24 protein-coding genes are annotated in these 23,821 nt (G+C 59.4%); 14 read left to right on the top strand and 10 right to left on the bottom strand.

Annotated elements, in window-relative coordinates:
* The first annotated feature begins 143 nt into the window (after positions 1 to 143).
* The 3 genes from G6N80_RS21655 (at position 144) to G6N80_RS21645 (ending at position 2,126) form a co-directional block, all read left to right on the top strand.
* Positions 144 to 572, top strand: a complete 429-nt coding sequence (locus tag G6N80_RS21655; protein ID WP_062552876.1) for a Ros/MucR family transcriptional regulator — start codon at positions 144 to 146, stop codon at positions 570 to 572.
* A gap of 320 nt (positions 573 to 892) precedes the next feature.
* Positions 893 to 1,339, top strand: coding sequence for a hypothetical protein (locus G6N80_RS21650; RefSeq protein ID WP_165136738.1), 447 nt, complete (start codon positions 893 to 895; stop codon positions 1,337 to 1,339).
* Positions 1,332 to 2,126, top strand: coding sequence for a DUF6456 domain-containing protein (locus G6N80_RS21645; protein WP_165136735.1), 795 nt, complete (start codon positions 1,332 to 1,334; stop codon positions 2,124 to 2,126). The genes G6N80_RS21650 and G6N80_RS21645 overlap by 8 nt, the downstream gene beginning before the upstream one ends.
* Positions 2,127 to 2,130: 4 nt before the next feature.
* On the opposite strand, the gene G6N80_RS21640 is transcribed toward G6N80_RS21645, so the two are convergent.
* Positions 2,131 to 2,547, bottom strand: a complete 417-nt coding sequence (locus G6N80_RS21640) for a SufE family protein (protein ID WP_062552873.1) — start codon at positions 2,545 to 2,547, stop codon at positions 2,131 to 2,133.
* A 186-nt stretch (positions 2,548 to 2,733) separates the two neighbouring features.
* Positions 2,734 to 3,207, bottom strand: coding sequence for a DUF5330 domain-containing protein (locus G6N80_RS21635; protein ID WP_165136732.1), 474 nt, complete (start codon positions 3,205 to 3,207; stop codon positions 2,734 to 2,736).
* Between the two features lie 453 nt (positions 3,208 to 3,660).
* Here G6N80_RS21635 and G6N80_RS21630 point away from each other — a divergent pair, with 453 nt between their 5' ends.
* Both G6N80_RS21630 and G6N80_RS23380 read left to right on the top strand, forming a co-directional pair.
* Positions 3,661 to 5,229 (top strand): sensor histidine kinase, encoded by a 1,569-nt coding sequence (locus tag G6N80_RS21630; protein ID WP_156379009.1) that lies wholly within the window; start codon positions 3,661 to 3,663, stop codon positions 5,227 to 5,229.
* Positions 5,201 to 6,292 (top strand): peptidoglycan-binding domain-containing protein, encoded by a 1,092-nt coding sequence (locus G6N80_RS23380; RefSeq protein ID WP_246251451.1) that lies wholly within the window; start codon positions 5,201 to 5,203, stop codon positions 6,290 to 6,292. Before G6N80_RS21630 ends, G6N80_RS23380 begins: the two co-directional genes overlap by 29 nt.
* 33 nt (positions 6,293 to 6,325) lie before the next feature.
* Here the strand turns inward: G6N80_RS23380 and G6N80_RS21620 are convergent, their stop codons facing one another.
* Positions 6,326 to 6,559, bottom strand: a complete 234-nt coding sequence (locus G6N80_RS21620; protein WP_062552870.1) for a hypothetical protein — start codon at positions 6,557 to 6,559, stop codon at positions 6,326 to 6,328.
* Between the two features lie 171 nt (positions 6,560 to 6,730).
* On the opposite strand from G6N80_RS21620, the gene G6N80_RS21615 reads away from it, so the two are divergent.
* Complete coding sequence (locus tag G6N80_RS21615) at positions 6,731 to 7,069, top strand: DUF1491 family protein (RefSeq protein ID WP_165136729.1); 339 nt, start codon at positions 6,731 to 6,733, stop codon at positions 7,067 to 7,069.
* A gap of 6 nt (positions 7,070 to 7,075) precedes the next feature.
* On the opposite strand, the gene G6N80_RS21610 is transcribed toward G6N80_RS21615, so the two are convergent.
* On the bottom strand, positions 7,076 to 7,687 hold the full coding sequence (locus G6N80_RS21610) for a hypothetical protein (RefSeq protein ID WP_165136726.1): 612 nt from the start codon (positions 7,685 to 7,687) through the stop codon (positions 7,076 to 7,078).
* A gap of 197 nt (positions 7,688 to 7,884) precedes the next feature.
* Positions 7,885 to 8,871 carry a DUF2336 domain-containing protein gene (locus G6N80_RS21605; protein WP_082547045.1) on the bottom strand — a complete coding sequence of 329 codons (987 nt, stop codon included), beginning with the start codon at positions 8,869 to 8,871 and terminating at the stop codon, positions 7,885 to 7,887.
* A 697-nt stretch (positions 8,872 to 9,568) separates the two neighbouring features.
* On the opposite strand from G6N80_RS21605, the gene G6N80_RS21600 reads away from it, so the two are divergent.
* Complete coding sequence (locus G6N80_RS21600) at positions 9,569 to 9,760, top strand: hypothetical protein (protein WP_062552867.1); 192 nt, start codon at positions 9,569 to 9,571, stop codon at positions 9,758 to 9,760.
* Between the two features lie 174 nt (positions 9,761 to 9,934).
* Here the strand turns inward: G6N80_RS21600 and G6N80_RS21595 are convergent, their stop codons facing one another.
* Positions 9,935 to 10,483 carry a DUF1254 domain-containing protein gene (locus tag G6N80_RS21595; protein WP_062552866.1) on the bottom strand — a complete coding sequence of 183 codons (549 nt, stop codon included), beginning with the start codon at positions 10,481 to 10,483 and terminating at the stop codon, positions 9,935 to 9,937.
* On the bottom strand, positions 10,476 to 11,063 hold the full coding sequence (locus tag G6N80_RS21590; RefSeq protein WP_165136723.1) for a DUF1214 domain-containing protein: 588 nt from the start codon (positions 11,061 to 11,063) through the stop codon (positions 10,476 to 10,478). Before G6N80_RS21590 ends, G6N80_RS21595 begins: the two co-directional genes overlap by 8 nt.
* A 459-nt stretch (positions 11,064 to 11,522) precedes the next feature.
* On the opposite strand from G6N80_RS21590, the gene G6N80_RS21585 reads away from it, so the two are divergent.
* From G6N80_RS21585 to G6N80_RS21575, 3 genes are all read left to right on the top strand, one after another.
* The gene (locus tag G6N80_RS21585) at positions 11,523 to 13,157 is read left to right on the top strand and encodes an AMP-binding protein (RefSeq protein WP_246251450.1); all 1,635 of its coding nucleotides are present in this window, start codon (positions 11,523 to 11,525) and stop codon (positions 13,155 to 13,157) included.
* Positions 13,157 to 14,467 (top strand): ferric reductase-like transmembrane domain-containing protein, encoded by a 1,311-nt coding sequence (locus G6N80_RS21580; RefSeq protein WP_165136720.1) that lies wholly within the window; start codon positions 13,157 to 13,159, stop codon positions 14,465 to 14,467. Before G6N80_RS21585 ends, G6N80_RS21580 begins: the two co-directional genes overlap by 1 nt.
* Positions 14,468 to 14,550: 83 nt before the next feature.
* Positions 14,551 to 15,384: an enoyl-CoA hydratase-related protein gene (locus G6N80_RS21575; RefSeq protein ID WP_165136717.1), complete on the top strand. Its 834-nt coding sequence runs from the start codon at positions 14,551 to 14,553 to the stop codon at positions 15,382 to 15,384.
* A 103-nt stretch (positions 15,385 to 15,487) separates the two neighbouring features.
* On the opposite strand, the gene G6N80_RS21570 is transcribed toward G6N80_RS21575, so the two are convergent.
* A complete protein-coding gene (locus G6N80_RS21570; protein WP_246251449.1) occupies positions 15,488 to 17,725 on the bottom strand; it encodes a transglycosylase domain-containing protein in 2,238 nt (745 codons plus the stop codon).
* A gap of 176 nt (positions 17,726 to 17,901) precedes the next feature.
* On the opposite strand from G6N80_RS21570, the gene G6N80_RS21565 reads away from it, so the two are divergent.
* The 3 genes from G6N80_RS21565 (at position 17,902) to G6N80_RS21555 (ending at position 19,497) form a co-directional block, all read left to right on the top strand.
* Entirely contained in the window at positions 17,902 to 18,369 is a 468-nt protein-coding gene (locus tag G6N80_RS21565) for a YcgN family cysteine cluster protein (RefSeq protein WP_165136714.1), read from the top strand.
* A gap of 255 nt (positions 18,370 to 18,624) precedes the next feature.
* On the top strand, positions 18,625 to 19,284 hold the full coding sequence (locus G6N80_RS21560; RefSeq protein ID WP_165136711.1) for a hypothetical protein: 660 nt from the start codon (positions 18,625 to 18,627) through the stop codon (positions 19,282 to 19,284).
* Positions 19,285 to 19,308: 24 nt separating this feature from the next.
* Positions 19,309 to 19,497 (top strand): hypothetical protein, encoded by a 189-nt coding sequence (locus G6N80_RS21555; RefSeq protein WP_165136708.1) that lies wholly within the window; start codon positions 19,309 to 19,311, stop codon positions 19,495 to 19,497.
* A gap of 61 nt (positions 19,498 to 19,558) precedes the next feature.
* On the opposite strand, the gene G6N80_RS21550 is transcribed toward G6N80_RS21555, so the two are convergent.
* The gene (locus tag G6N80_RS21550; protein ID WP_165136705.1) at positions 19,559 to 20,341 is read right to left on the bottom strand and encodes a toll/interleukin-1 receptor domain-containing protein; all 783 of its coding nucleotides are present in this window, start codon (positions 20,339 to 20,341) and stop codon (positions 19,559 to 19,561) included.
* 233 nt (positions 20,342 to 20,574) lie between these two features.
* Here G6N80_RS21550 and ampC point away from each other — a divergent pair, with 233 nt between their 5' ends.
* Positions 20,575 to 21,711, top strand: a complete 1,137-nt coding sequence (gene ampC, locus G6N80_RS21545; protein ID WP_165136702.1) for a class C beta-lactamase — start codon at positions 20,575 to 20,577, stop codon at positions 21,709 to 21,711.
* On the opposite strand, the gene G6N80_RS21540 is transcribed toward ampC, so the two are convergent.
* The gene (locus G6N80_RS21540) at positions 21,692 to 23,566 is read right to left on the bottom strand and encodes a heavy metal translocating P-type ATPase (RefSeq protein WP_165136699.1); all 1,875 of its coding nucleotides are present in this window, start codon (positions 23,564 to 23,566) and stop codon (positions 21,692 to 21,694) included. The two genes, ampC and G6N80_RS21540, sit on opposite strands and share 20 nt — an antisense overlap.
* Between the last annotated feature and the right edge of the window lie 255 nt (positions 23,567 to 23,821).

The following is a 23,821-nucleotide window of genomic DNA, read 5'->3' as shown; positions in this document are numbered from 1 at the left end:
CGATCTCGTTCTATGGTTGTCCCTGTCGAGCCTAGGGGTGGGTTCGGATCATCTTGAAGCAGGTGCAACAGTCGGGCGAGGTCGCTGTGTAAATGGCGAGCGGCTTGCCGTTTGCCGAGCCAACAAAAAACAGGAGATCTACGATGACTGAACTTGCAGCAGGCAAGGCGCCCGATTTTCTGGTGGAATTGACCGCCGATATCGTGGCTGCCTATGTCAGCAATCATGTCGTGCCGGTGGGTGATCTTTCGAACCTGATCGCCGACGTGCATTCCGCCCTCAGCAACACCACGTCGCCTGTTCCGCAGCCGGCTGCTGTCGAAAAGCCGAAGCCGCCTGTTCCGATCCGCAAGTCGATCGAAGACGACTATCTGATCTGCCTGGAAGACGGCCAGAAGTTCAAGTCGCTGAAGCGCCACCTGATGACGCACTACAACATGACGCCGGAAGAATATCGCGAAAAGTGGGGCCTGCCAGCCGACTATCCGATGGTTGCTCCGGCCTATGCGGAAGCCCGCTCCCGCCTTGCCAAGGAAATGGGCCTCGGCCAGCGCCGCAAGCGCGCCAAGTAAGTGTCCTGTCCCCGGGCCCGATCCGTCGGGCGCCGGGAGATATGCCTCGGCCCGCGCGACCTGCGCGTTCACCGCCGCCAGTTTTAGAGGGTGAAGATCCGACCATTGTGCGACCCGCGCAGTGGTCGGGTCTTCACCCTTCGTCGTTTAGAGCTGGGTTCGACCTTGCAACTTCCCATCCTGACTCGAAATAGGAAAAAAATCGTATATCTTGCGCAGAGTTGGGCCTGAAATCCCAGAAAGATGTCAGCGGCCTCTTCCCAGTCCGGGGTGGATGGCGATATGGTATATGAATTAATTCCTAGCTCGAGGAGTTGTTCATGTTATTCGACGATTCAATTTCGGCCTCTGCCTCCGCATTTTTGAGCCACGATCGGTCACAGGCCTTTCATTCGGGCAAGATGGCGCGTTCACGTTTACCATCGCCACCGCGCTCCCGTCTTCTGCACCATTGCCTGCAGATGGAACATACGGTTCTCGCCATCGAGGATCTTCTGCCCATCGTCAGCCGGTCCCGTCATCGCGTCCGCGAGCGCAACAGCCGACTGATCACGCTCTATCTCTGCCATGTCGTGCTGGGCCTGTCGCAGGTCGCTATCGCCCGCATCTTTGGCATCTCCCGAACGTCGGTGCGTGAGGCCTGCCAGGCGGTCGAGAACAGTCGCGATGATCACCATCTGGATGTGGTGCTCGAAATCGTCGGTCGTCTTGGCGCTCGTATTGCCCGACAGCAAGAAGTTTCGTTGGAGGTCGATGCAGATGACTGATGGCGTTCAGTTGCTCAGGCTATTGCGTACTCTGCTGGCCGCGCCGGATGGGCTTGCTGCGGCGCTTGGTGCAGACGGACTTGTTTTGACTGTAGGGCAGGGCGGAAATCGCAGTTTTCCCGGAACGGTCTACGACGTTGCGCTTTCCTCCGGCCTCATCGGGTGGTCTGGCTCCATGCTCCAGGCGCGACCCGAGGCTCGCGCCTATCTGCGCCGCGCCATGGCTGAACGGGAAGAGGAAAGCTTTGCCACCCAGCACCGGCAGGAGGTGCGCGGCGAGGTGGAGATCGGCGGCGAAAGACAGGCGGTGATCCGCAATCTGCTGGAATCGCCGCTCGGACATCTTCGTCGCCTGAAGGATCGCACCGGCGCACCGTTCCTGCCGCAGGAGGCGGTGGATGCGGGCGACCGGCTGGCCGCGGATTTCGAGCGCGGACAATTGCAGCCCAGCATCACCTCCACTTGGGAGCCTCGACTGGCAACGCGCAGCGCAGGACAGGGTGGCGGCAAGCAGGATCTGTCCGACAGCGCAATGATGGCGCGCGACCGTCTTTGGCGCGCGGTGGACGCCATCGGGCCGGAACTTGCCGGTGTGGCGCTGGATGTCTGCTGCTTCTACAAGGGGCTGGAACAGGTGGAACGCGAACGCGGCTGGCCCAGCCGTTCCGCCAAGCTCATGCTGCGCACAGCGCTTCTGGCGCTTGCCCGTCACTACGCGCCGCCACCGGCCAATCCCCGCCGTCACCAGTGGGGAGCCCAGGACTACCGGCCTGCGATCGATCGCTGAAAAGTCATGCTGCCGCGCGGGCTGCCTCGTCGCGAATGCGCTTGACCATGGAGCGCAGTCCGTTTGCCCGCTGGGTGGACAGGTTCTCCACCAGACCGATGCGGTTGAAGATGTCGATCACATCGGTCGCGGCGATCTCGGAGGCGCGCTTGCCGGAATAGGCGGCAAGAACGATGGCCACCAGGCCGCGCACGATATGCGCGTCGGAATCGCCCTCGAATGTCATGAGAGGGTCGGCGCCCCCGTCTGTATGCGAGACGAGCCACACCTGGCTGGCACAGCCGTTGACCTTGTTCTCGGCGGTCCGCTTGTCTTCGCTCAGGTCGGGCAGCGCCTTGCCGAGTTCGATCACATAGCGATAGCGATCTTCCCAATCGTCCAGGAACGCAAAATCGTCGATGATCTGGTCGATGCTGGTCATGCTGTCTCCGCCAAGCCTGTGGTCTTTCCATATAGGAACTTACCCTTGCAACGGAAACGGAAAAAAACGCCGCAGGAACAGGATTCTTGCGGCGTCAGCAAAGCTGAAAGTCAGGGGCAGTAACAACCTTCACCGGGAATGCCCGGTGCCGGGATCAGTCAAAATTCGATGTGAGAACCGAGCATTCTACCGGTCTGGCCGCTTCAGCGGCAGGGGAACCACGGTTCCGGTCACGACGGCATCGGGTTTCGGCGGCATCGGCTGCAGGTCAGGTCTGGCAACCGTGTTCGTCACGGTGTTGCCAGGAGGATTGCCAGCGGCGTTGCCAAGGGTGTTGCCAACTGCATTGGCAGCCAGTTTCGGCTGTCCCGCTTTCTCTTCCGCCAATTGCTTGTCCAGGAATTCGAAGGCAACGCGGGCACCTTCCTTTGCGCGAGCGGTCAGGGCAACGAAAGCCTCTCCGCCTTTCTCGCACACCTCGGGTTTTTCGGTGCAGAGCGAACTGATGTAGCTATAGGCGCCGCTCGCTGCCGAGATGGCTTCGGTCAGCTGGAGCTGGTTCGCTCCGGCTTCACCGGCTTCGGGCGTGTGGGTGCTGAAGTAGGATAGCACCACCAGCCCCATGCCGAAAACCACACTCGTCTTGAAGAGGAACCACATTGCTGTTCATCCGCCCGTTTGCTTGCCACCGGCCTGTTCTCGCCGGATCTGTTCTGACACCCACACTAGAACGCAGGCAAAAACGTCCCGTTGCGGTAAAAGCCAGCATTTGGATCAATATTGTCTCGAATTTTAGTGATCACGTCGCAAGGCACCGATTTCGCCAATTTGAAGCGCATTTTAGGCGTCGGTGTTAAGCATAAATGTGGCAAAGGCTCACAGTTCCCGGGCCTTCCACAGGTCATTGGCGCCCCACTGGTTAACGAAACCGTGAAAATTGAGGGAATTCCGATGCTTACCCTCGGTTAACCACGACCGGAATTGCACCGTTCCGAGACATTCAAAACCGCTTTTCGGGCCTCTTAAAGGGGGTTTTCGGGGTCTGCTTTTATAGTTTCCTTAAACCCCCGGGGCCTATGGTCGCTCCATCGAGATTCGCGATTAGGTATTGGTGTGCGCGTATTCAGAAACATCGGCGGCAAGGCTCTCCAGACGGTAGACCGTGCGGCCCGGCATTGGCTGCATCTGGTGGCCGATCGCGATGACGTGCGCGCAGCCGATGTGGTCGCGCTCAGGCTTCTGGCGTTGGTGTGCCTGGTCAGTCTCTTCGTTCTGCCTGTTCTTTCGGTCCTGCTGTTCAGCCCAGCACTGGCTCTGCCGGTAGCAGCGGCGCTGATGCTCGCCTGCCTCGTCTGCGTCACCGCGGCGGGCCTGGTGCTCGTGCGCGACCGCACGCATTATAATGACACTGCCGAAGAAGCCCTGCCGGAATTCTCTGCTTTCGAATGTGGACCGGGCATTTCCTTCCTCTGCGATATGCAGGGCAGGATCAGCCGCACCGGTGGCCGCGACCGGCATCTTCTGCCCGCCTCGCGCGCGGAACCAAAGGGCTTGACCCTTGCCGAACTCGTGCATGTTTCGGATCGCATCGGCGTGGCCCAGGCGCTGGATCGCCTGCGCCAGGGTGCCGAGAGCGCTACCGTGGAAGCGCGGTTGGAGCATGGCCTGGATCAGCAGGGCGGTCGCCAGTTCCTGTCCACCATTCTCGATATGACGGCCGTCTTCAATGGCGATGGCGAGTTGAGCCAGGTCTATGTCCAGATGCGCGACCAGACCGATGCGGTGACGCTGCGCGAACAGGTCGCCTTGCATTCGGCAGAGGCACAGTCGGCCAATGAGGCGAAGTCGCGTTTCCTCGCGGCCGTCAGCCATGAACTGCGCACGCCGCTCAACGCCATTCTCGGTTTCTCGGATGTTCTGATCGGCGAGTATTTCGGCAAGCTGGAAAACGATCGCCAGCGGGAATATGTCGGCCTCATCCGCCAGTCCGGTCACCATCTGCTCGGCGTCGTCAACGCCATGCTGGATATGAGCCGTATCGAGGCAGGACGCTATGAACTGCTGACGGAAAGCTTCGAGCTCGCAGAGGTCGTGGAAAACTGCCGTGCCATGCTGGATCTTCAGGCCCGCAATCGCGGTGTCACGCTCGCAGCGCGCGTCCCCCGCAATCTCGGCGAACTGGTGGCCGATCCGCGCGCCGTGCAGCAGATCCTCATTAATCTTGCCGGCAATGCCATCAAGTTCACCGAAGCAGGCGGCGTCGTCACCATCGATGCCCTGCGTGAAGGGCGTGAGATCAAGCTCGTGGTCAGCGATACGGGCATCGGCATTCCGGCGGAAAAGATTTCGCTGCTGGGCCAGCCTTTCTGCCAAATTCAGGATGGTTACACCCGCAACTTCGAAGGCACGGGTCTCGGGCTTTCGCTGGTCAAGGGGCTGGTTGGCCTGCACGGTGGACAATTCACCATTGAAAGTCGCCTGGGCGAAGGAACCGTGGTAACGGTGGTTCTCCCGGCAGAAGGTTTATCGATGGACGCCAACGCGCCATCTCATGAAAATGCCGCCCGGGCTGCGGTAGAAGAAGCCGTCGAATTTCCTCCCCGTTTGCATGCAAAGGCAAATGTGGCTGTAACGAGTAGACAGGGAATTGCGCATGACCGCGCGGAAGCGAAAAGCGCCTGATCGCAGAAAGGCGCCGGTAAAACAGCCGGGCCTGCTGGTGCAGGCTCTCACGGCAATCAGCCGTGCGCTCACCCGGCATCCGCGTCGCGTGGCGGGTCTTCTCAGTGTCTGCGTGGCGTCCAGCTTCGTGGCGGCCAATGCGCTGTGGTATCAGCCGGAAGGCCACCCCGCGCCCTTCTTCAGAACGCGCGATGCAACGGACCCGAACGGCATTGCCGGTTATCGTCCGCTGTCCCGTCCGCACGATAGCGATGTGACGACCATCCGCATCCAGCGCGCAACGGATGAGGATCTGCGCCAGATCATCCGCGCAGAAGCGCCGGCTCCGGCAAAACAGTCTGCCCCCGCTCAGGCCGCTCAAGCTCCCGCGACACAGGCACCCGCTGCGCAAGCACCCGCCACTCAGCCTGTCGCGCAGCCCATGTCGATTGCCGCAGCCATCCACGCCGCCGAGCCGCAGGCATCTGTCCAAAATGCACAGGTGAATGGAAGCCCAAATGTGGGGCATCCCGTTCCGGAACAGCCGGTCGGCTCCATCAAGGGCCCCATTGCGGTGCCGGTGCAGCGGCCTTCCGGCAGCCTGAAGGGTGAGGATCCCGTGGCCGCCGCCATTCGTACCGCAGAACGTGGCGCCCCTGCAGCGCAGGCCATGCCGCGACCACCGGCGGACATTCCAGCCGCGTCAAAGGCCGCGAAGCCGGATCAGGCGCCGCTGAAGCCGCAACCGGTCTCAGCCACGCCGCGTGTTCCGGCAGCCAACGGCCTGCCTCCGGCCACGGTGCAATCCCCGGCCAAGCAGGCGGCCAGCGCCCAAAGTCTCGCAGCCCAAACCCAAGCAGGCCAGATGCCCGCATCCCTGCCTGCGGGCGAAAACGCCAATCTTATCATGCAGATCCAGCGTGGCTTGCTGAACATTGCCTATACGGATGTCACGGTGGATGGCGTAGCGGGAGCGCAGACGAAAGCCGCTATCCGGCATTTCCAGAAGCATTACCGCCTGCCGGAAAATGGCGAGCCCTCCGAGCTTGTTCTGCGCAAGCTCAAATCCATCGGCGCGCTTTGAAGTATTTCGTGCAAACTATCCGGTGATCAGGTCTTACTTCGGATGCTCCTGCGCAAACACCAGCAGGTTCCATGTCACAGGGCCGAGTACGATGTGTTCATGATGATGGGTCGGAATAGATTGTCCCTTGCCAAGGGCAATCTCGTTGCCGCAGGCCTTGCAGCGATAGATGCCGCTGTTGAACACGATTTGTCCGGGCTTGTAGGTCTGGTCAAACGCCCCGACATCGCTCTGGCACATGTGGTGGGCATATTTGTACTTCGCCATTGGGTCTCCGTCATGGATTGCGCTCGCCGGTGACAGAAGCTTAAGCGTGTATTTCTTAAGCCTTTTCAAAATCATCCGCTCAATTGCCCCGGATTGGTGCGAATTTACGCTTCCTGAAGCGGAAACCGCCGCGCATTGTCTCATTCCGCGTCGGTGGTATAGAAAGCACCCATGAGACTGAAATCGGAAATCTTCATCGCGGCCTTGACCCGGCGCGTCTTCGGGCAGGGTGGTTTTGCCGCCATCGAGCAGCGGGGCGCGGACGAGGCGGGCGCCATCTTCATTCGCCAGCGCCATCGCGATGGCCGGGAAACGCTCTATGCGCCAGCACCGCAGATGATGGTGGAAGAGCCAGGCGAGCGCCGGTTCGAAAAGCGTCTGGAGAAGGTTGATCCCGCGACGGTCGACGATGCTCTCGCCCGCGAACGCCGCTTCGACAGCGATCTCTGGCTGGTAGAGCTTGAAATAGACGAGATCGGCGATGTCATTTCGTTTGTCGATGGTTCGTAGAACCGTTTATGCCGCGTCCTTTTTCTCATCGAGATAGGGCTTGGCGAGAATGGCCTGCGGTGCGCTGGTGGTCTCGCCGGTCTCTTGCTGCGCACTATCCAGAACCAGCGTTTTCACCACATCTGCCATGGCCTTCAGCTTCACCGCTTCCGGGTCTGGCGTTTCCGCTGCTTCCTTGGCGGCAATGGCGTCATCATAGGCCTTCTGCTTGGCTGCCACATCCTCGGCAAAGCGTGCGAGCTTTACATCCTCGGCGGAAGGTATTGTAACGTGCATCGATGCGCCGTCAGGCAAATTTGTATGGATTTCAAATTCCCCTGGCGGAAAAGCATCTCGATTAGCCATAATGACTTCAATGAGAGCATTATGGCTCGCATTATTGGGATGGATGTGGCTGCCATCCGGGGCAGTCCATTCCATCTGCTTCTTGAACTCCTTGTTGAATTGCTCAACAAAGTTGGGGTTCTCGGCAAAGGCAGTGAGAATGCCTTTGAACACGGCGGGCGAACTCGCCTTGAAACTCGATGAGCCGAGAAGCCCCTCGACGGATGATGCATTCTGCCCCGACCGCAAAACAGTCAGCGCAGCAGTATTATTGACAGTTGAAATGGATGTCATTCTTGTCCCTCCCGGAAGCGCCATGCGCCATTCATGGCAAGACGCCCGAGCTGGGGGAGCGAGCCTCATGCCTCTCCGGTTTTAACCAGACGAGAGTAATAGAGATTCGGATTCGATACAACCGATGAGATGCATCAATAAATTTGAATACTCTATAAGTAGAAACTCATCAAGCGCGGAATGCAAGACACCGCGCGTCAGGCTCGTCTGACTTTGGCAGCCACCTGTTCGGCACCATCGTTGGCGGCTGCCGTGGTGTGTTCGGTCTCCGACATCTCATGCTTGTCCGCATAGGTGTAGCGGTCGGCGCGGCACCAGGCTTCCAGGCGGCGAATGCATTCGTCGTCCTGCAGACTGTCCCACAGGATTTCGCCGCGGGAAACGCCACCGACGGATTCCTTCAGGTGTCCATAAAGCCGTTCGAGAATGAAGAAGGCCTCCTGCGCATCCATGCCCAGCGCCTTCAGCGTCGTCGCCAGTTGCAGGCCGGAAATATCCATCATGATGCGCTCTGCCAGCCAGCGGCTGGCGCTCAGCGTATCGGCAAGGCAGGTGGCGAAGGCATCCGCATCCCGGCTGCGGGCAAAGCGCACCATCAGCGCCTCCTGCACATCGGTTGCCGTGCGAAGCCCCAGCCTGTCGCTCGTCGGGCGCGCCTGCATGGCCGCCAACTGCTTGATCTTCTGGCGCAGCGCCTCATCGCGCTGTGCCGCTTCCGCCGCCTCTGTGGAAAGCGGTTGCTGTGTCGAAGGCACAGCAGCGGGCGTCGCGGGCTGTTCGGCGATCGGTGCCTTGTCCACCGCCACCGGTGTCTTGTCCGCTTTCGCAGGCAGGCGGGCATGGCGCATGCTGACCAGCGCATCGATCACGGCGGGCGAAAGGGCAGGGCGGCGCACGATGGCGCGCGCGTGTTCGGCACCCTGGCAGCGGGCGATCGCGATCAACTGGTCATCGTCGAGACAGGGCGATGCCATCAGAAAGGGCGCGGCAATCGCAATCGGCTGGCTGGCGATGAAAAAGGCAACGCTGGACGGCACCTGCTCGCATTGCGAAAGGGCGGAAACGGCCTGACGCCGCGCCTCTTCGCTGGAGGCGGTGTAGAGCGGCGAGAAAAGCTCGGCGAACTGGCGCAGCTCCGATTTCGTCGGATGTTTCAGGTCCTCGAAACTGGTGACCGTAGCCATCAGCACCACATCCTTTTTACGCAAAGCCTGCGGCTTCTCAAGTTCCCGATAGCGGTCCACGCTCATATCCACCGACGCATGACTAACAACAGACGTTTCAAGCTTATGCCGCAGCGCTTCATGCGCCGGGAAAGTCTCAGGAAGGGCAGGGAAAGGTCGTTGCTCCACCCGCTTCATGGTTAAGGCATCGTAGGGCCAACGGGGTTAATGGCTGGTGAAGATTAGCAAACTGTGCCGAACTGTTGCACATCTGTCTCGCGTTCCCTGTGCGCGAGCGGACACAAGGTCTTGCAACCTGTGGAGGGAAAGTTTCGCACAAGCTGGCAGCCAAATGCTTCTCTACGCTTGTGTATTAACGGAACGTCAACAATCTTATGTCTGAAATGAGACTAGACCGCATGAACCGCCCCTCGGTTGCAGGGGATCGAAAATGTAATTCCGGTTTGAACCCGGCCTTGGCATTTCGGAAAGGTGAAGAAAACCACCTGCGGATTTCCTGCGTAGAAAATATGTCGGTGCCCCGTGAATATGTCAGGCCGACACTGAACAGCTTTGCCGGACGGACCGGCCAAACGGCTCTTTCCGGCAGAACAGAGAACGGCGCAAATGCCTCGCAAGAGGTTGCGTCAGCCCCGATCAGGGGCAGGGTGAAACTGTCTGGTCCTTCATCCGTCTCATCCCCTCAATGGAGACGAGCATGGCAGAGATAGTCGTACTGAAGAAATGGCGTGAAACCCACCCGGGCAAGGCCCCGCTGCGCATGCAGCCGGCGGGTCTGGCTCAAAGCCCGGCGCAACTGGTCTTCTTCATGGGCGTGCGTTACGAGCGTATCGAAGACCTGACCCACCGCAAGATGGACGAGATGGCGCTGGCCTTCGACAAACATTGAAGCGGTCATACGAGCGAAACGGAGCAGCCTCCCGCAAAAGCATGGCGCGCAAAAGTGTGCAGCGGTTTTGCGATAACGACATGCGACAAGAAAACTTAAAGCGTTAGGAGCGAACTTGAAAGATCGCGACGCGCTTTACAGGTCTTCTGTTGCTCGTCCATGAGATGGAATTGTCTATTCCCATTCCATCGGGCTGCAATCAGCCTTGGTCAGGAATTGAAGGGCCGCCTCGCGAAAACTCTGCTGAGGCACAAGTGCGCGCAGCACGGCATAGCCCTCCACCTGCGCCGTCTCCACGATGATTGGCTGAACCTGCGTCGACGCCAGCGCCTTTCGAAGCGCCGTCGCCTGTACGGGCGTTGCCACGATCACATCCAGCGTCCGGTCGGCGGCCGTGCGGTCATTGATGCTGAAGGTCTCGTTGGAGGCACTGTCGAAGGTCGCCATGGACCAAAACGGCACGCCATTGGCAGAGGTCAGGCGAACGGGCTGATCCGTGATGTCGAAAGCGCAGACGGCGATTTCCAGAAACGGATCCTGTTTGGCAAGGCCTGCCCGATCCGGCTTGGCGCCCACGATGTGAAAGCGAAATTCCGGCCCCTCGTTCATCACCTGGCTATGGGCATCCCGCTCGCTGAAACTGGGCAGCGAGAAGATGATGACGAGGTGCAGCAGTGCCGCACCGACAAGTCCGGTCAGGATCGCCAGGAGTACTCTAAGCATGGCTGCAACCGGTCTTTGTCAGCTTCGGCATGGTGAGATCGATCAAGCCCGAGCTTCCCGCCGTTGGCGTGTCCAGAAGCGTCAGCACAAGGCGAAACGGCTGGTTGGGCGTGGTGGAAAGCCAGTTGCCGGGAAAGGCGGACGGCGCAACTGTGACCTCGAAACTGCCATCGGCCCGTCTCAGAACGATGCGCGAATTCAGCGCCTGCGGCCGCTCGGCATCCGGGGAGGGTGGCAGGCGGTCTTCGCCGGTCACGAAAAGCGTCCAGGCACGGGTGGGCGGCGTCTGGCCGGAAATCACATAGGTGCAGTTGCCGTCCAGGCGCGCGCCTGCATCATCCACGCTGGCCGTAAAGCTCAGGCCCTCGGCGCTGCCCAAAAGCAGCTTCCCGCCATTGGCCCGGTGCGCCTTCGCGTAAGGATCGGCATTGATGGTCTGCGCCTGCGGAAAGGCTTCCCACGCGCCAAGCTTGATCGCGCCGAAGCCCACGGTCGCATCAAGCGCGACGAGGGTCGACCATATGCCGCCGCCGAAGGCGATCAAAAGGCTCAATGCGACAAGGAGAGGGAGGCGAAACAAGCGGAAGGCAACCTTTGAATTTCAGGCCTGCATCCTACCACCCATCGCGGGTGAACAAAATGCCTTTTTGGCCGCTGCCCAGGACGGGATGCAGACCCCGATCACGAAATATTGAATGCTACACATTGCCGCCGTTCGAGTGAAGGAGGGCGTCAAGCAAGAGAAAGTCATACATTTTAACACGCGTATAAAGTGTATTTCTTATGTGTTCAAGTATAATTCCTGTGCATGTGGTCACGCCCCTTTTTTCTCAATCCCTTGGTTCTAAAGGTTTGCACGTGACATCTAACGTCAAATATAAAAATATGCTTTTGGATATAATTGATATATAACCGTTTTTACGAAAAATATAACCGTCTATATTTTGGTATACAGATCGTTCACTTTGCGCCTATTGTGCGATTAATACTTATACGATTAGCAGAATTTATTTTTTAAAAAGACCTTAAGGAGAAAGTAATGGCAGACCTTATGTCGCGTCCTGCTTCCGCAGAAGTTGTATTCGAGGGCCTTCAGCCCGTCCTTGGCCGGGGGGATGTTGCAAGCACCTCACTCCTGGCCTCCCTCAACCGGCAGGATCGGCAGCGTTTCCTGTCCTTTGGCTGGGGCGAGGCGGCGTCCCCGCGTTTTCATACGGTGCTGGACGCCATCGCGTTCCAGTTCGCCCACCAGCCGCATGAACGTGCCGTGATGTGGCAGGGACGCGCCATGACCTATGGCGAGCTGGATCACGCCTCGAACACACTGGCTGCGGCGCTGCAGGCAAAGGGCGTCGGTCCCGGCAGTGTTGTCGGTCTTTATCTCAAGCGCTCCATTCCCATGGTGGTCGGCATCGTGGCTGTGATGAAGCTGGGAGCGGCCTATGCTCCGCAGCATGTCGGCGTAGCACCAGATGAAATCCTCACCCACGTCGCAGCCGTTTCGGCAGCCCCGGTCGTACTCACCATGCGCGATTGCTTCGCAGCACTTCCCCCCTTCGAGACGGCAAGCGTCCTTGTCATCGAGGATGTTCTCGAGGCGGAAGCTCTCGCATCTGTTCCGGATCTGGCCCTTCGTCCGAAGCCCGAGGACCGTTGCATCCTCCTGTTTACCTCCGGCACGACGGGACAGCCGAACGGCGTACAGGTCACTCATGCCAATCTGGCCAATGTTCTGTTCACTGCTCCGGGCGATCTCGGCATTCGTCCGGGCCAGAAGGTGGGGCAGATCCTGTCCATCGCCTTCGATATGGCGGCCTGGGAAACGTTGGGCGCGTTGGGCAATGGCGCAACGCTGGTCATTCGCGGCTCTTCCATTCAGGAAACGGCGGAACAGGTGGATGTGCTCATCGCAACACCCTCCATCCTTGGCAAGCTGGATGTGGACCGCTGCCGCCAGATAAAGACTGTGGCCGTGGCCGGCGAGCCATGCCCGCGTCCGCTGGCCGATCTCTGGGGCAGCTTCTGCACCTTCATCAACAGCTGCGGCCCGACGGAAACGACCATCATCAATACCGCCGCCGTGCATCGCCCGGAAAAGCCGGTGCTTTCCATCGGCAAGCCCACGCCCAACAACACGGTCTATGTTCTCGACGAAAACCTCATGCCGCTGCCGATCGGCGAGGTGGGGGAAATGTGGGCGGGCGGCGCGTGCGTCAGCCTCGGCTATCTTGCAAACGAGGCGCTGACGTCAGAGCGCTATCGGCCTGATCCCTTCCGCCCCGGCCATATGATGTTCCGCACCCGCGATCTGGGACGCTGGACGGAAGATGGCGAGCTGGAGCATTTCGGCCGCGTGGACGACATGGTCAAGATCCGCGGCTTCCGGGTGGAGCTGGATGGTGTCTCCCGCGTCATCGAAACGACGCAAGGCTGCCAACAGGCTGTTACCCTCAAATATGATGACCGCAGCCTTGTCGCCTTTGTCACGCCCGCCAGCGTGGATGTCGAGGCCGCGTCCCGCGCGGTTGGCGATCATCTGCCTTACTACTGCGTTCCTGCCGCCATTCTCCCGCTTCCCTCGCTGCCGCTCACTCCTCGCGGCAAACTCGACAAGCGCCTGCTGCTCTCCATGGCACGGGATCATATCGAAGCACAGGCTTCGGAGCTGAACTGATGACCCTCGAACTCTCTGAATCGCCTGCGGCCAGCTTCAACCTGCGCCGCATTACCCGGCATCCGCTGGCCATGGAGTACCACCGCCTCTATGCGCTGGTTGCAATCGTCAATCTCGTCCTCGCCGTTCTCTGGTGGCAGGATGGAAGCCTCCTGCAGAGCGGGGTGGCCAACCTCGAACTGCTGGCGAATATGGCGCTGGTCAATTTCAGCCTCGGTATCCTCATCCGCCAGCAGCGCGTGGTGAACCTCCTCTTCTGGCTCGCCACCCGCATTCCCACCAGCTGGCCGCTATGGATCCGCTGGCGCGCCGCCAAGGTGTTCCACTTCGGCGGCCTGCATTCCGGTGGCAATACGGCCGGCAGCCTGTGGTTTTCCCTGCTTCTGGCGGGCATGGGTTTCAACCGCTTTCAGGGGCAAAGCCTGCCGTCGGATCTGACGCTTGGCCTCACCGGGGTCATGCTGGCGCTCATCGCGCTGATCGTCACCTGCGCATTGCCATCCATGCGCGCCCGCTATCACAACCTGTTCGAAAAAACACATCGCTTTGCGGGCTGGACGCTTCTGGCCCTCTTCTGGGCGCAGACGCTCTCGCTTCTCCACGATCAGGGGCAGCCGGTTCTTCAGCAGCCGTCGATCTGGGCGCTTACCGTCATCACGCTGTCGGTCGTCTCGCCATGGCTCACGCTGAAACGGGTGAAGATCGAGGTGGTGAAGCCCTCGAACCACGCCGTCACGGCGCGCTTCGATTATGGGGATACGCCTTTCCCGGGCTCATCGAATGCCATCAGCCACACGCCCTTCGGTGAATATCATGCCTTCGCAAACGCACCGAAACCGGGTGAGAGCGGCTATCGCCTCGTCATCAGCCGTGCAGGCGACTGGACGGGCCGGTTCATCGATAATCCGCCGAGCCATGTCTGGGTCAAGGGCATCACCACCTCCGGCGTGGCGCGCATCGAAGTGCTGTTCAAGAAGGTCGTCTATGTCGGCACCGGGTCCGGCATCGGCCCCATCCTGCCGCATCTCTTCGCAGGAGAGGTTCCGAACCGGCTGATCTGGTCCACCCGCTCGCCGCGCAAGACCTATGGTGCGCTGGTGGATGAGGTGGAGGCCTCGACCGAAAACCCCCTGATCTGGGATACGGACCTGCGCGGTAAACCCGATCTCGCAGCGCTCGCCCTGCAGGCTGTGCAGGAAACCGGTGCGGAAGCCGTCATCGTCATCGCCAACCAGAAGGTTACCAGACAGGTTGTCTATGCCATGGAATGCCAGGGCATTCCGGCCTACGGCGCCATCTGGGACAGCTGACAGGAGAGAATGCGAACACTGCCGCCGGAGCCAGAACTCCGGCGGATTTTTTCAGATCAATCCATTTTATTGAGGATAAGCCCATGAATGCCCCCCATGTGCCTAACCATGCGCCTAACCATGCTTTGAAACTGAATGGCCAGACGCAACAGCAGCCGGAAGACGACCTGATCGTGTCCGTGGAAGGCCGCGTTGCCACCATCCGCATCAACCGTCCGCAAGTCTTGAACGCCCTGAACAGCCAGTTGATGCACCGCATTCTGGAGCTTGCCACGGGCTTCGATCGTGACCCGTGCATTCGCGCCCTCATCATTGCCGGCAGCCGCAAGGCCTTTGCCGCCGGGGCCGATATTGCCGAACTATCCGAACACACTCACGCAACCATGTATGAGGCCGATGTCTTCCACGAATGGGACCGTTTCGCGGATCTGCGCCTTCCCAAGATTGCAGCCGTCAGCGGCTATGCGCTGGGCGGCGGCTGCGAGCTGGCCATGATGTGCGATATCGTTCTGGCGTCGGAAACCGCAAAGTTCGGCCAGCCGGAAGTCAAGATCGGCTGCATTCCGGGCATGGGCGGCTCCCAGCGTCTGACCCGTCTGGTGGGCCGTGCCTGCGCCATGGACATGATCCTCACCGGCCGCATGGTGGATGCGAACGAGGCGCTGCGCATGGGGCTGGTCAGCCGCGTTCTGCCGGTTGATGAGTTGGAACGGGAAGCAGCGACCGTTGCCGCCACCATAGCGTCTTACGCCCATGACATCGTGATGATGGCGCGTCAGGCAGTAAACGCCGCCGAGGAAACCACGCTTTCGGCGGGACTGCGCTACGAGCGGCAGATCTATCACGGTCTCTATGGCAGCGCCGCCCAGCGCGAAGGCATGGCCGCTTTCCGCGAAAAGCGTGCTCCGAACTTCTGAGGCGGAAAGAAACCAACGGTCCGGAAAGGCGCGGCAATTACTTCCTTAGCGAAGCCGGGAGCCTGTCCGGTATGCGCCGGAAAGGCTCGGAGAATGTTCAGCCTTACGGCAGTCTCTTCACCGTCTGGTTCGGCTTGTCCTCTATGCTTCCGCGAACGCTCGCTTCTGCCACTTTCTGCGCAGAGGGCAGGGGTGCAGCGTCGCTCAAATCCTTCGAGATCCGTCGCAGGATACGGGTGCTGTCGGCAGAAAGCGAACGGGGGCGCACCAGCTGCGCCATGCCGTTCGGCGTCGCGTTCGCGCCGTCCTTGGCACTCGCCAGCGGCAAGCCAGGGGCATGGTTGCCACGCGGAAGCGGGTTGTCGATACCGGGAATAGGCTTCAGTTCGATGCCCTGATGGGCGTAATCCATCAGCTTCTTGAAGGTCATGGCCGGAAGCGACCCGCCGGTCATGTTGTTCATGGAGGTGAAGTCGTCGTTTCCGAACCAGACAGCAGCCGTGTAATTGCCTGTGAAGCCGATGAACCAGGCATCGCGGTAGCTTTGGGATGTTCCCGTCTTGCCGCCGGTCACGATGCCGCCCTCAAGAGCGGCGCGCTTGGCGGTGCCGATCACCGGAATCTGCGTCAGGATGCGGTTCATGGAAGAGACCGCCTGTTCCGAAACAATGCGCTTTGCGGCAGGCTCGTCGCGGTTGAAATCATAGAGGATTTCGCCCTCGTAGTCGCTGACCTGCGCAATGGCATGGCGGCGCGCTTCCACGCCCCCGGCGGGCATCACTGCATAGCCGGTTGCCTGGTCGAGTACCGTGACTTCCGATGTGCCGAGCGGCACGGTCTTGTCGCTGCGCAGGGGCGTTGCAACACCCATGGTTTTCGCCAGTTCGACGATGGGTTTGACGCCCAGCTTCTCCTTGGCAAGGCGAACGGGCACGGTGTTCAGGGATTGCGCCATGGCAGAGAGCATGGTCACGCGGCCCTTGTAGGAGCGGGCATAGTTCTGCGGCGACCAGTTGTTCCAGGTAATCGGCGCATCCGAAATCATGGTATCAGGCGTGAAACCGTTCTCCATGGCAAGCGTATAGGTGTAGAGCTTGAAGGATGAACCGGGCTGGCGCAGTGCCTTGGTGGCGCGGTTGAACTGGCTTTCGCCATAGTCACGCCCGCCGACCATGGCGCGCACATCGCCGCCATTCTCGATCATCACCAGCGCGCCCTGCTTGACCTTGTAGCTCTCGCCATATTCACGAAGCGAACTTTCCACCGCCTCCTGCGCCGCCTGTTGCAGGCCCATGTCGATTGTGGTGCGCACGATGAGCGAGCGTTTCTTGATCTTGCCTTCATCCGCCAGCCGCTGCACTTCGTCAAACGCCCAGTCGAGGAAATAGTCAGGTGCGGCCAGTTCCGCGCGGTCGATCACGCTGGCCGGGTTGCGCCGTGCCGCCACCACCTGTCCCTCGGTCATCATGCCGCTCTGCACCAGATTGGTCAGAACTTCGTTTGCACGGCCGCGGGCGGCAGGCAGGTTCACATGCGGGGCATATTTGGCAGGTGCCTTGAAGAGGCCGGCCAGCATGGCCGCCTCCGCGAGATTCACATCTGTAATGCTCTTGCCGAAATAGAACTGGGCCGCCGCCGCCGCACCAAACGTACCGGCGCCCATATAGGCGCGGTCCAGGTACAGCCGCAGGATCTCCTTCTTGGAAAGGTTTGCCTCCAGCCACAGCGCCAGGAAGGCTTCCTTGATCTTGCGTTCCAGCGAGCGCTCATTGGTGAGAAACAGGTTTTTCGCCAGCTGCTGCGTCAGCGTGGAGCCGCCCTGAACCACGCCGCCTGCACGGGCGTTTTCGCTCATGGCGCGGGCGAGACCAAAGAAATCGATGCCGAAATGGTCGAAGAAGCGCCGGTCTTCGGTGGCCAGAACCGCCTTCACCAGATGATCCGGCAACTGGTCTATCGGAACCGCGTCTTCGTGAATGATGCCGCGATGGCCCACCACATTGCCGTAGCGATCAAGAAAGGTGACGGCAAAATCGCCGCGCGAGCGCCAGTCTTCCTTGGTTTCCTCGAAGGCGGGCATGGCCAGCGCCAGAAGCAGCACAAAGCCTGCGGTGCCGAAGGTCAGGCCCTCATCGGCAATCTCGACAACGACGCGCTTCCAGCCGCGAACCCGGAAACGGCGCGAAAAGATGGTGATCTCTTCCCAGATTTCGCCAAGCTTGAAGCCCAGGTTCCAGACAGTGGAATCGATCCAGCTGTCTATGCGCAGCAGAAGGTGGCGTCTGCGGCGACGCTTCTCTTCTCGCACATCTGGCTGTCTCGGATCGGGATCGTCCTGCACGTCGGAATTCCTGTTGAGCAACCGTTTTGCTTGACGCCTTCCTCATGAAGGACCAAAAGCCAAGGGCAACGCCTTTCGCCAGCAATGGCCGACAAATGGTGAATGCACCCTTAACTCGCCTGTCAAACCGATCCTTATCGGCTAAATTATGCCCGTCGTGGCCAAGAAAAGACAAGATGGAAAATCCTTTCTGGAAAGTGAAATCGCTGGATCAGTTAACGCAAGGCGAGTGGGAAAGCCTCTGCGATGGCTGTGGTCTCTGTTGCCTCAACAAGCTGGAGGACTGGGACACCGGCGAGGTGGCCTTCACCTCCGTCGCCTGTCGCCTGCTGGATGGCGACAGCTGTCGTTGCTCGGACTATGAAAACCGTCAGGCGACCGTGCCGGACTGTATTCAGCTCACACCCCAGAGCGTGCGCGAAATCCACTGGCTGCCACCCACCTGCGGCTATCGGCTCGTGCGCGACGGGCTGGATCTCTACTGGTGGCACCCGCTCGTCTCCGGCGATCCGGAAACGGTGCATCAAGCTGGCATTTCTGCTCAAGGCCGCACCATTTCCGAGGAGGACGTGGATGTGGACGATTTCGAGGACTACCTCGTGGAATGGCCGCTGACTGTGGGCGAACACGCCAAGACGAATTGAGGGGGAGAGGGGGCTTGCGTCAAGCCGTGGCCCCACCAGACCGCAACCATGTTATGATAGAGACGGGTACGCTGCACCCTGTGCAAGGCGCCGTTAAAAAGGCGCGTCTGAAGGACGCCACCGGAGTCAGATTTCGGTTGACGTGAGTGAAAATCAGGTTGTACTCATTACGTGAGAAAATCAACCTTTAGTTTAAATTCTCATTGATTAGCATGTCTGAAAAACCTGAGAAAACTTTCGCAGGGTGTATCTCAAATGGCTTTGGCAGCATCGATCTACCTCGCGACACACATCCTGTTGCAGGCTTCGGCTTCTCCATCCGCATTGCTCGGCGAGGGGGCAGCGCAGACCCTTATGGAGACATCAGGTGGAAGCCCGGTTGCACCTGCACCGCCCCCCGGGAGTGGTTTACCCTCAGCGCCGGTCCAGCCGATCCAGATTGCGCAGGTTCAGCCCCAGCAACAGGCCGAGACGCATGTGCAGGCCCCCGCGCCGCGCGATCTCTTCATTGAGGATTGTTACGAGATCGATGCCGAAGGCCGTGGCCACATCGACTGGTATGGTTTGGGAAGCGAAGCCGAAGCCGAAGAGTGTTTCAAGCAACTGGCCACAAAAGCGGGCACTCCAGATGCATTTGCAGAGATACTGCGCAGTAATGGGTTAAAAGTTTATGCAGGAGAATTCTTGCAAGGTCCTGTTGTAGAAGGCTATAAATTCATACCCAATTATATCGAAGCTGGGCAATATTTCGGCTACTTCTCTTATCTTGCACTTAGAATGTTTCATCCGGTCGCGCTTATCGCTACTTGGCTTACTGGCCATAAGTGGACTCTCCGGGTGCAAGTTAGCTACAAAGTATCGCCGGAGGTTAAGCCTGATGAAGTCAATTTCAGGTACGATATATCATTTAAATAGCATAATAAATTAGGAGAGGAAGGAATGGGTAAAGTATTTCTTGCAGCAAATTACGTTAGCGCCAGTGGTAGCTTGTTTACGCCAGCAGAACTCGAAAATTCCGGTCACCTGCAGATTGTTTATCTTCAGGACTCTGGTGTCTATGAAGAGATAGAGGTCCAGGCGCGCATGATTTCTAAGGAAGAGGTGGGCGAATACGCCAAGACGAATTAAGGTGGACCTGAGAGTTGTCCTAAAATATTTTGTAGCATCAGGACTCTGCTAGAACTCAGTGCTAGTTACCAACGCACGGAATGATTCTGAATGGGTCTGTCCATCCGTGAACCACGCCCTGAATCGCAATAGCTTGTTTATTTGCCTGTTTCAGTTTCAAAACCAATGGCCTATCCGGTGTGATGGCTCCACCCATCGGCGCTATTGAGAATCCGTTTGCTTCTATTGCGGGGAACGGCCGTTTGTAAAATCCATTCAACATTGACTGCCCACCATTTAGTTCGAACCTGACGTCAGGTTCGTCATTAGCTAGCATTATTACAAAATTCGGGTTGGGTTCCATTAGATGTGACGCTTGGATTTGAATCGTGATTTCTTCCTTACCGGCTTTCAAGAACTTCCAAGTAAGATTACTGAAGCCTTCATGTGAAGGAGTAAAAGAACTGTTACCTTGGACTACATTGACGATCTGGTTGAGGCCAGCTTCAATTCCAACGGAATAGAGATCAATATAAAGATTTTGTTTCAATACTTCTGGCATAGGGACGTTGCCAATTCGAACAGGAACAAGTCGAGTTTCTCCTCGGCTTGATTTTAAGAGTGCGTTCTGCCATTCCATTCTTACAAGGCCACTTTGCAAGGCCAGTTCGGAAACAAAGAAAAAAACAAATTTTGGAGCTGTCAGGCCTTCATTCATCTTTTCGATGATGCCGTCACCGGGTTTTATTGACCAGGAGTCATAAAAAATGGCCTCCTCGCCAAAGATTTCTTTGAGGCGGATTGCTACCGGCTCAACAACCGGCTTGTCCTCATGTTTATGGCTAAGAAAAATTTGATGAGCCATGATCTCTTGGTTGCTAGATGATTGAGAATGCCTCCATTAGATGCATTCTAATCGAATTTGCAATCTATTTCATTGCGGTCACGTTTTACTAAAACAGGTGCTTTTGCGTCGAGCAGAAGCACAGTTGGAATAACAAGGCAGAATAACATTCGGTCGTTTTTGCAATCCCACCCCCGCCACAACTTCGCCCATAAACCTGATCACTGCTCCCATCGCAAATGGGAGTATGAAACATGCACATAAGTCGTCTGGCGTCGGTCACTCTTGCCGTGGCCTTTACCTCGGCGCCTTTCGCACAAGCCGATGACTTCAAGGCAAAGGCGGCAGCTGCGTTCCAGCCGGTCGTGAAGCAGTATGATATCCCCGGCCTCATCGTCGGGATTACCCGCAACGGCACTCACGAATTCTACGCGACCGGTCTTGCCTCCAAGGCCGACCGCCGCGACGTGACGCCGGAAACACTGTTCGAGCTCGGCTCCATCAGCAAGCTGTTCAATGTCACGCTGGCGGCTCTGGCGGAGCAGCGCGGCACGTTGAAGCTGGAGGATAAGGTCGCGCATCATCTCTGCGCCGATAAATGCCGGATCGGCGATGATCTGACGCTGATGGATCTCGCCACGCACCACACCGGCGGCATGCCCTTGCAGGTGCCGGATTCGGTTTCCGATGTGAACGGCCTTGTGGACTGGATGAAGGACTGGAAGCCAACCAACCCCGGCGCGCGCAGCTATTCCAATGTCAGCATCGGCATGCTGGGCCATATCAGCGCGAAAGCCATGGGCATGCCTTATGCGAAAGCCGCCGAAGGCACGCTCTTTCCCGCATTGGGGCTGAAGAACACCTTCGTCACTGTTCCGAAGAGTGAGATGAAGCTCTATGCCTACGGGTACAACAAGGCAAATGAACCGATCCGGGTCGGCAAAGGTGTGCTTGATGCAGAAGCCTATGGCGTAAAGTCGAGCGCGAGCGACATGCTGGCCTTTCTGGATGCGGAACTCGGCACCCGCTCCGTTTCCGGCGAGCTGCAAAAGGCGTTCGAGCGCACCAGGACCGGGCAGTTCAAGACAGCCTATTTCTCGCAGGCCATGGTCTGGGAAGAATATCCCTGGCCGGTGAAGCTCGATCAGATGGTTGCGGGCAACAGCCCCGATTTCATCCTGAAGCCGCAGCCGGTCGAGAAGATCGCTGAGCCCGCAAAGCCGGGTGAAAGCACTATCCTCAACAAGACCGGTTCCACCAATGGCTTTGGCGGCTATGTGGCCATGATCCCGCAGAAGAAGCTGGGCATCGTGGTGCTCGCCAATCGCAACTATCCGAACGAGGCCCGGATCCGCGCAACCTATGCGCTGATCACGTCGCTGGGCGAGTAGCCGCACCCTCGGCAGCGGGCACCGCAATCCTTAAGGACCGCAAGGCGTTGAGGATTGTCGCAACGTCGATTGCCTCCTGCAACAAGGCACCCTGAACCGGCCGGAGATAGCCGAAACCGGCGGCCAGCATGGCCAGAACGGAAAGGCCTATGCCCACCACCACGCTTTGCAGCGCAATGGCGCGGGCGCGTCTTGCAATCACAAAGCCGGTGCGCAAGCGGTCTATCCGGTCCACCAGCAGCACCACGTCCGCGGCTTCGGCAGAGGCTGCGGCACCCCGCGCGCCCATGGCAACCCCCACCTCCGCAACGGCAAGGGCGGGCGCATCATTCACGCCATCGCCCACCATCATCACCGGACCCAGCTTGCGCTCTTCCAGCACCACGTGAACCTTCCGATCAGGCGAAAGCTCCGCGTGAATGGCGTCGAGCCCCAATCCGCCTGCAATGCGCTCAGCCACGGCGGCGCGGTCTCCGGTCGCGAGAACCAGCCGCTTCACACCGTCGCGCCGAAGGCCCGCCAGCATCTCGCCCACATCGGCCCGCACCGGATCGGCCATCAGAATAGATCCGGCGAACTGTTTTTCCACACCCACGGCTACCAGAACGGAACCCGCTTCCGTTGCCGCAATGGCAGAGCCCGCATCCCCCGTTCGCGCCGTCACGAAACCATGGCCGCCTACGAAAACGGTTCTGCCTGCCAGCATGCCCGCTACGCCTTCGCCCGGCACTTCCTCCGTCTGCGCGGGCAGGTGAAGCGCCAGTCCGCGTGCCTCAGCGGCCGCCACCAGCGCCTGCGCCATCGGGTGTTTTGAAAGCTGATCCACCGACGCGGCAAGCTCAAGGAGCTCGGCCTCGCTGAACCCCGGTTCTGCATGAATACGCGTAATCTGCGGGCGCCCGTCGGTCAGCGTGCCGGTCTTGTCCAGCACCAGCGTGTGAATGCGCGCCATGCTTTCCAGGGGTTTCGCGCCCTTGATGAGGACGCCGAACTGCGCCGCGCGCGAAAGCCCCGCCACCAGCGCCACCGGAACCGCGAGAATGAGCGGGCAGGGCGTGGCGACAACCAGCACGGCGACGGCGCGAATGGGGTCTCCCGTGGCCCACCAGGCGGCAAATGCAATCAGAACCGTCACCGCCAGAAAGCCGATGGAGAACCGGTCGGCCAGACGCGACATCGGCGCCTTCGAGCGCTGGGCCTGTTCCACCAGCCGCACAATGCCCGCATAGGTGCTGTCCTTTGCGGCCTCTGTCGCCAGCATGTCGAAGGCATCGCCCGCATTGGTGGAACCGCTCAACACCTCGGCACCCGGTTCAAGCGAAACAGGCAGCGATTCCCCGGTCAGCGCGGCCATGTTGAGATAAGCCGAGCCTGTCTCCAGCCGTCCATCGACGGGCACCACATCGCCCTGGCGGATCAGCAGCCGGTCTCCGGGGGTCACCTCCTCGACGGGAAGCTCCTGCAGGCCGCCATCGCGGTGGCGGGTTGCCGTGCGGGGTGCGCGTGAGAGAAGACCGCGCATCTCGCGCCGCGCCCGTCCTTCGGCAAAAGCCTCCAGAAACGTGCCGCCCGTATACATGATGGCGACAATAGTGGCCGCCAGCGCCTCATCGAACAAAAGCGCCGCCGACATGGAAAGGGCTGCCACCACATCCAGCCCCACTTCGCCGCGGGCAAGGCTGCGGGTGATTTCCACCACAAGCGCCGCCAGCACCGGAAGCGTGGCGGCGCTCCAACAGAGCCGCGCCAGATCCGCTCGGCCCAGCAGGAACTGCAAGGCCAACCCGCCGATCAGGCCCGCCACCGCCACGCACAGCAGCAACACCTTCATGCGGTCTTCTGTTGTGCTCTCCATGCGCCTTGGTCCCCTCATCTATGCTGAGGCTCACCCTAGCGGCCATGCGAACCAAAGCACATTGATTTCCGTCATGTGGGGCGCGGTTGCTGATATCATCCCTCGCAGGAGACGATGTAGAATAAATCCGCAGATCACCCCCCTCTGCCTTGCCAGGCATCTCCCCCTCAAGGGGGGAGATTGGCAGAGCGGCTAGCCGCTCGACCTCCTACTCAAGGTGGTCAATTAGGATTCAGACGGTGCGGCAGGTCGATC

This window comes from Rhizobium rhizoryzae (assembly GCF_011046895.1).
GTDB classification, from domain to species: Bacteria; Pseudomonadota; Alphaproteobacteria; order Rhizobiales; family Rhizobiaceae; genus Neorhizobium; species Neorhizobium rhizoryzae.
This window is presented reverse-complemented; position numbering and strand designations above follow the sequence as displayed.

Excerpts from the sequence above, each read along its gene's own strand:
- G6N80_RS21655 (WP_062552876.1), top strand. The coding sequence starts at position 144 with ATGACTGAACTTGCAGCAGGCAAGGCGCCCGATTTTCTGGTGGAATTG.
- G6N80_RS21650 (WP_165136738.1), top strand. The coding sequence starts at position 893 with ATGTTATTCGACGATTCAATTTCGGCCTCTGCCTCCGCATTTTTGAGC.
- G6N80_RS21645 (WP_165136735.1), top strand. The coding sequence starts at position 1,332 with ATGACTGATGGCGTTCAGTTGCTCAGGCTATTGCGTACTCTGCTGGCC.
- G6N80_RS21640 (WP_062552873.1), bottom strand. The coding sequence starts at position 2,547 with ATGACCAGCATCGACCAGATCATCGACGATTTTGCGTTCCTGGACGAT.
- G6N80_RS21635 (WP_165136732.1), bottom strand. The coding sequence starts at position 3,207 with ATGTGGTTCCTCTTCAAGACGAGTGTGGTTTTCGGCATGGGGCTGGTG.
- G6N80_RS23380 (WP_246251451.1), top strand. The coding sequence starts at position 5,201 with ATGACCGCGCGGAAGCGAAAAGCGCCTGATCGCAGAAAGGCGCCGGTA.
- G6N80_RS21620 (WP_062552870.1), bottom strand. The coding sequence starts at position 6,559 with ATGGCGAAGTACAAATATGCCCACCACATGTGCCAGAGCGATGTCGGG.
- G6N80_RS21615 (WP_165136729.1), top strand. The coding sequence starts at position 6,731 with ATGAGACTGAAATCGGAAATCTTCATCGCGGCCTTGACCCGGCGCGTC.
- G6N80_RS21610 (WP_165136726.1), bottom strand. The coding sequence starts at position 7,687 with ATGACATCCATTTCAACTGTCAATAATACTGCTGCGCTGACTGTTTTG.
- G6N80_RS21605 (WP_082547045.1), bottom strand. The coding sequence starts at position 8,871 with ATGGCTACGGTCACCAGTTTCGAGGACCTGAAACATCCGACGAAATCG.
- G6N80_RS21600 (WP_062552867.1), top strand. The coding sequence starts at position 9,569 with ATGGCAGAGATAGTCGTACTGAAGAAATGGCGTGAAACCCACCCGGGC.
- G6N80_RS21595 (WP_062552866.1), bottom strand. The coding sequence starts at position 10,483 with ATGCTTAGAGTACTCCTGGCGATCCTGACCGGACTTGTCGGTGCGGCA.
- G6N80_RS21585 (WP_246251450.1), top strand. The coding sequence starts at position 11,523 with ATGGCAGACCTTATGTCGCGTCCTGCTTCCGCAGAAGTTGTATTCGAG.
- G6N80_RS21580 (WP_165136720.1), top strand. The coding sequence starts at position 13,157 with ATGACCCTCGAACTCTCTGAATCGCCTGCGGCCAGCTTCAACCTGCGC.
- G6N80_RS21575 (WP_165136717.1), top strand. The coding sequence starts at position 14,551 with ATGAATGCCCCCCATGTGCCTAACCATGCGCCTAACCATGCTTTGAAA.
- G6N80_RS21565 (WP_165136714.1), top strand. The coding sequence starts at position 17,902 with ATGGAAAATCCTTTCTGGAAAGTGAAATCGCTGGATCAGTTAACGCAA.
- G6N80_RS21560 (WP_165136711.1), top strand. The coding sequence starts at position 18,625 with ATGGCTTTGGCAGCATCGATCTACCTCGCGACACACATCCTGTTGCAG.
- G6N80_RS21555 (WP_165136708.1), top strand. The coding sequence starts at position 19,309 with ATGGGTAAAGTATTTCTTGCAGCAAATTACGTTAGCGCCAGTGGTAGC.
- G6N80_RS21550 (WP_165136705.1), bottom strand. The coding sequence starts at position 20,341 with ATGGCTCATCAAATTTTTCTTAGCCATAAACATGAGGACAAGCCGGTT.
- ampC (WP_165136702.1), top strand. The coding sequence starts at position 20,575 with ATGCACATAAGTCGTCTGGCGTCGGTCACTCTTGCCGTGGCCTTTACC.
- G6N80_RS21540 (WP_165136699.1), bottom strand. The coding sequence starts at position 23,566 with ATGGAGAGCACAACAGAAGACCGCATGAAGGTGTTGCTGCTGTGCGTG.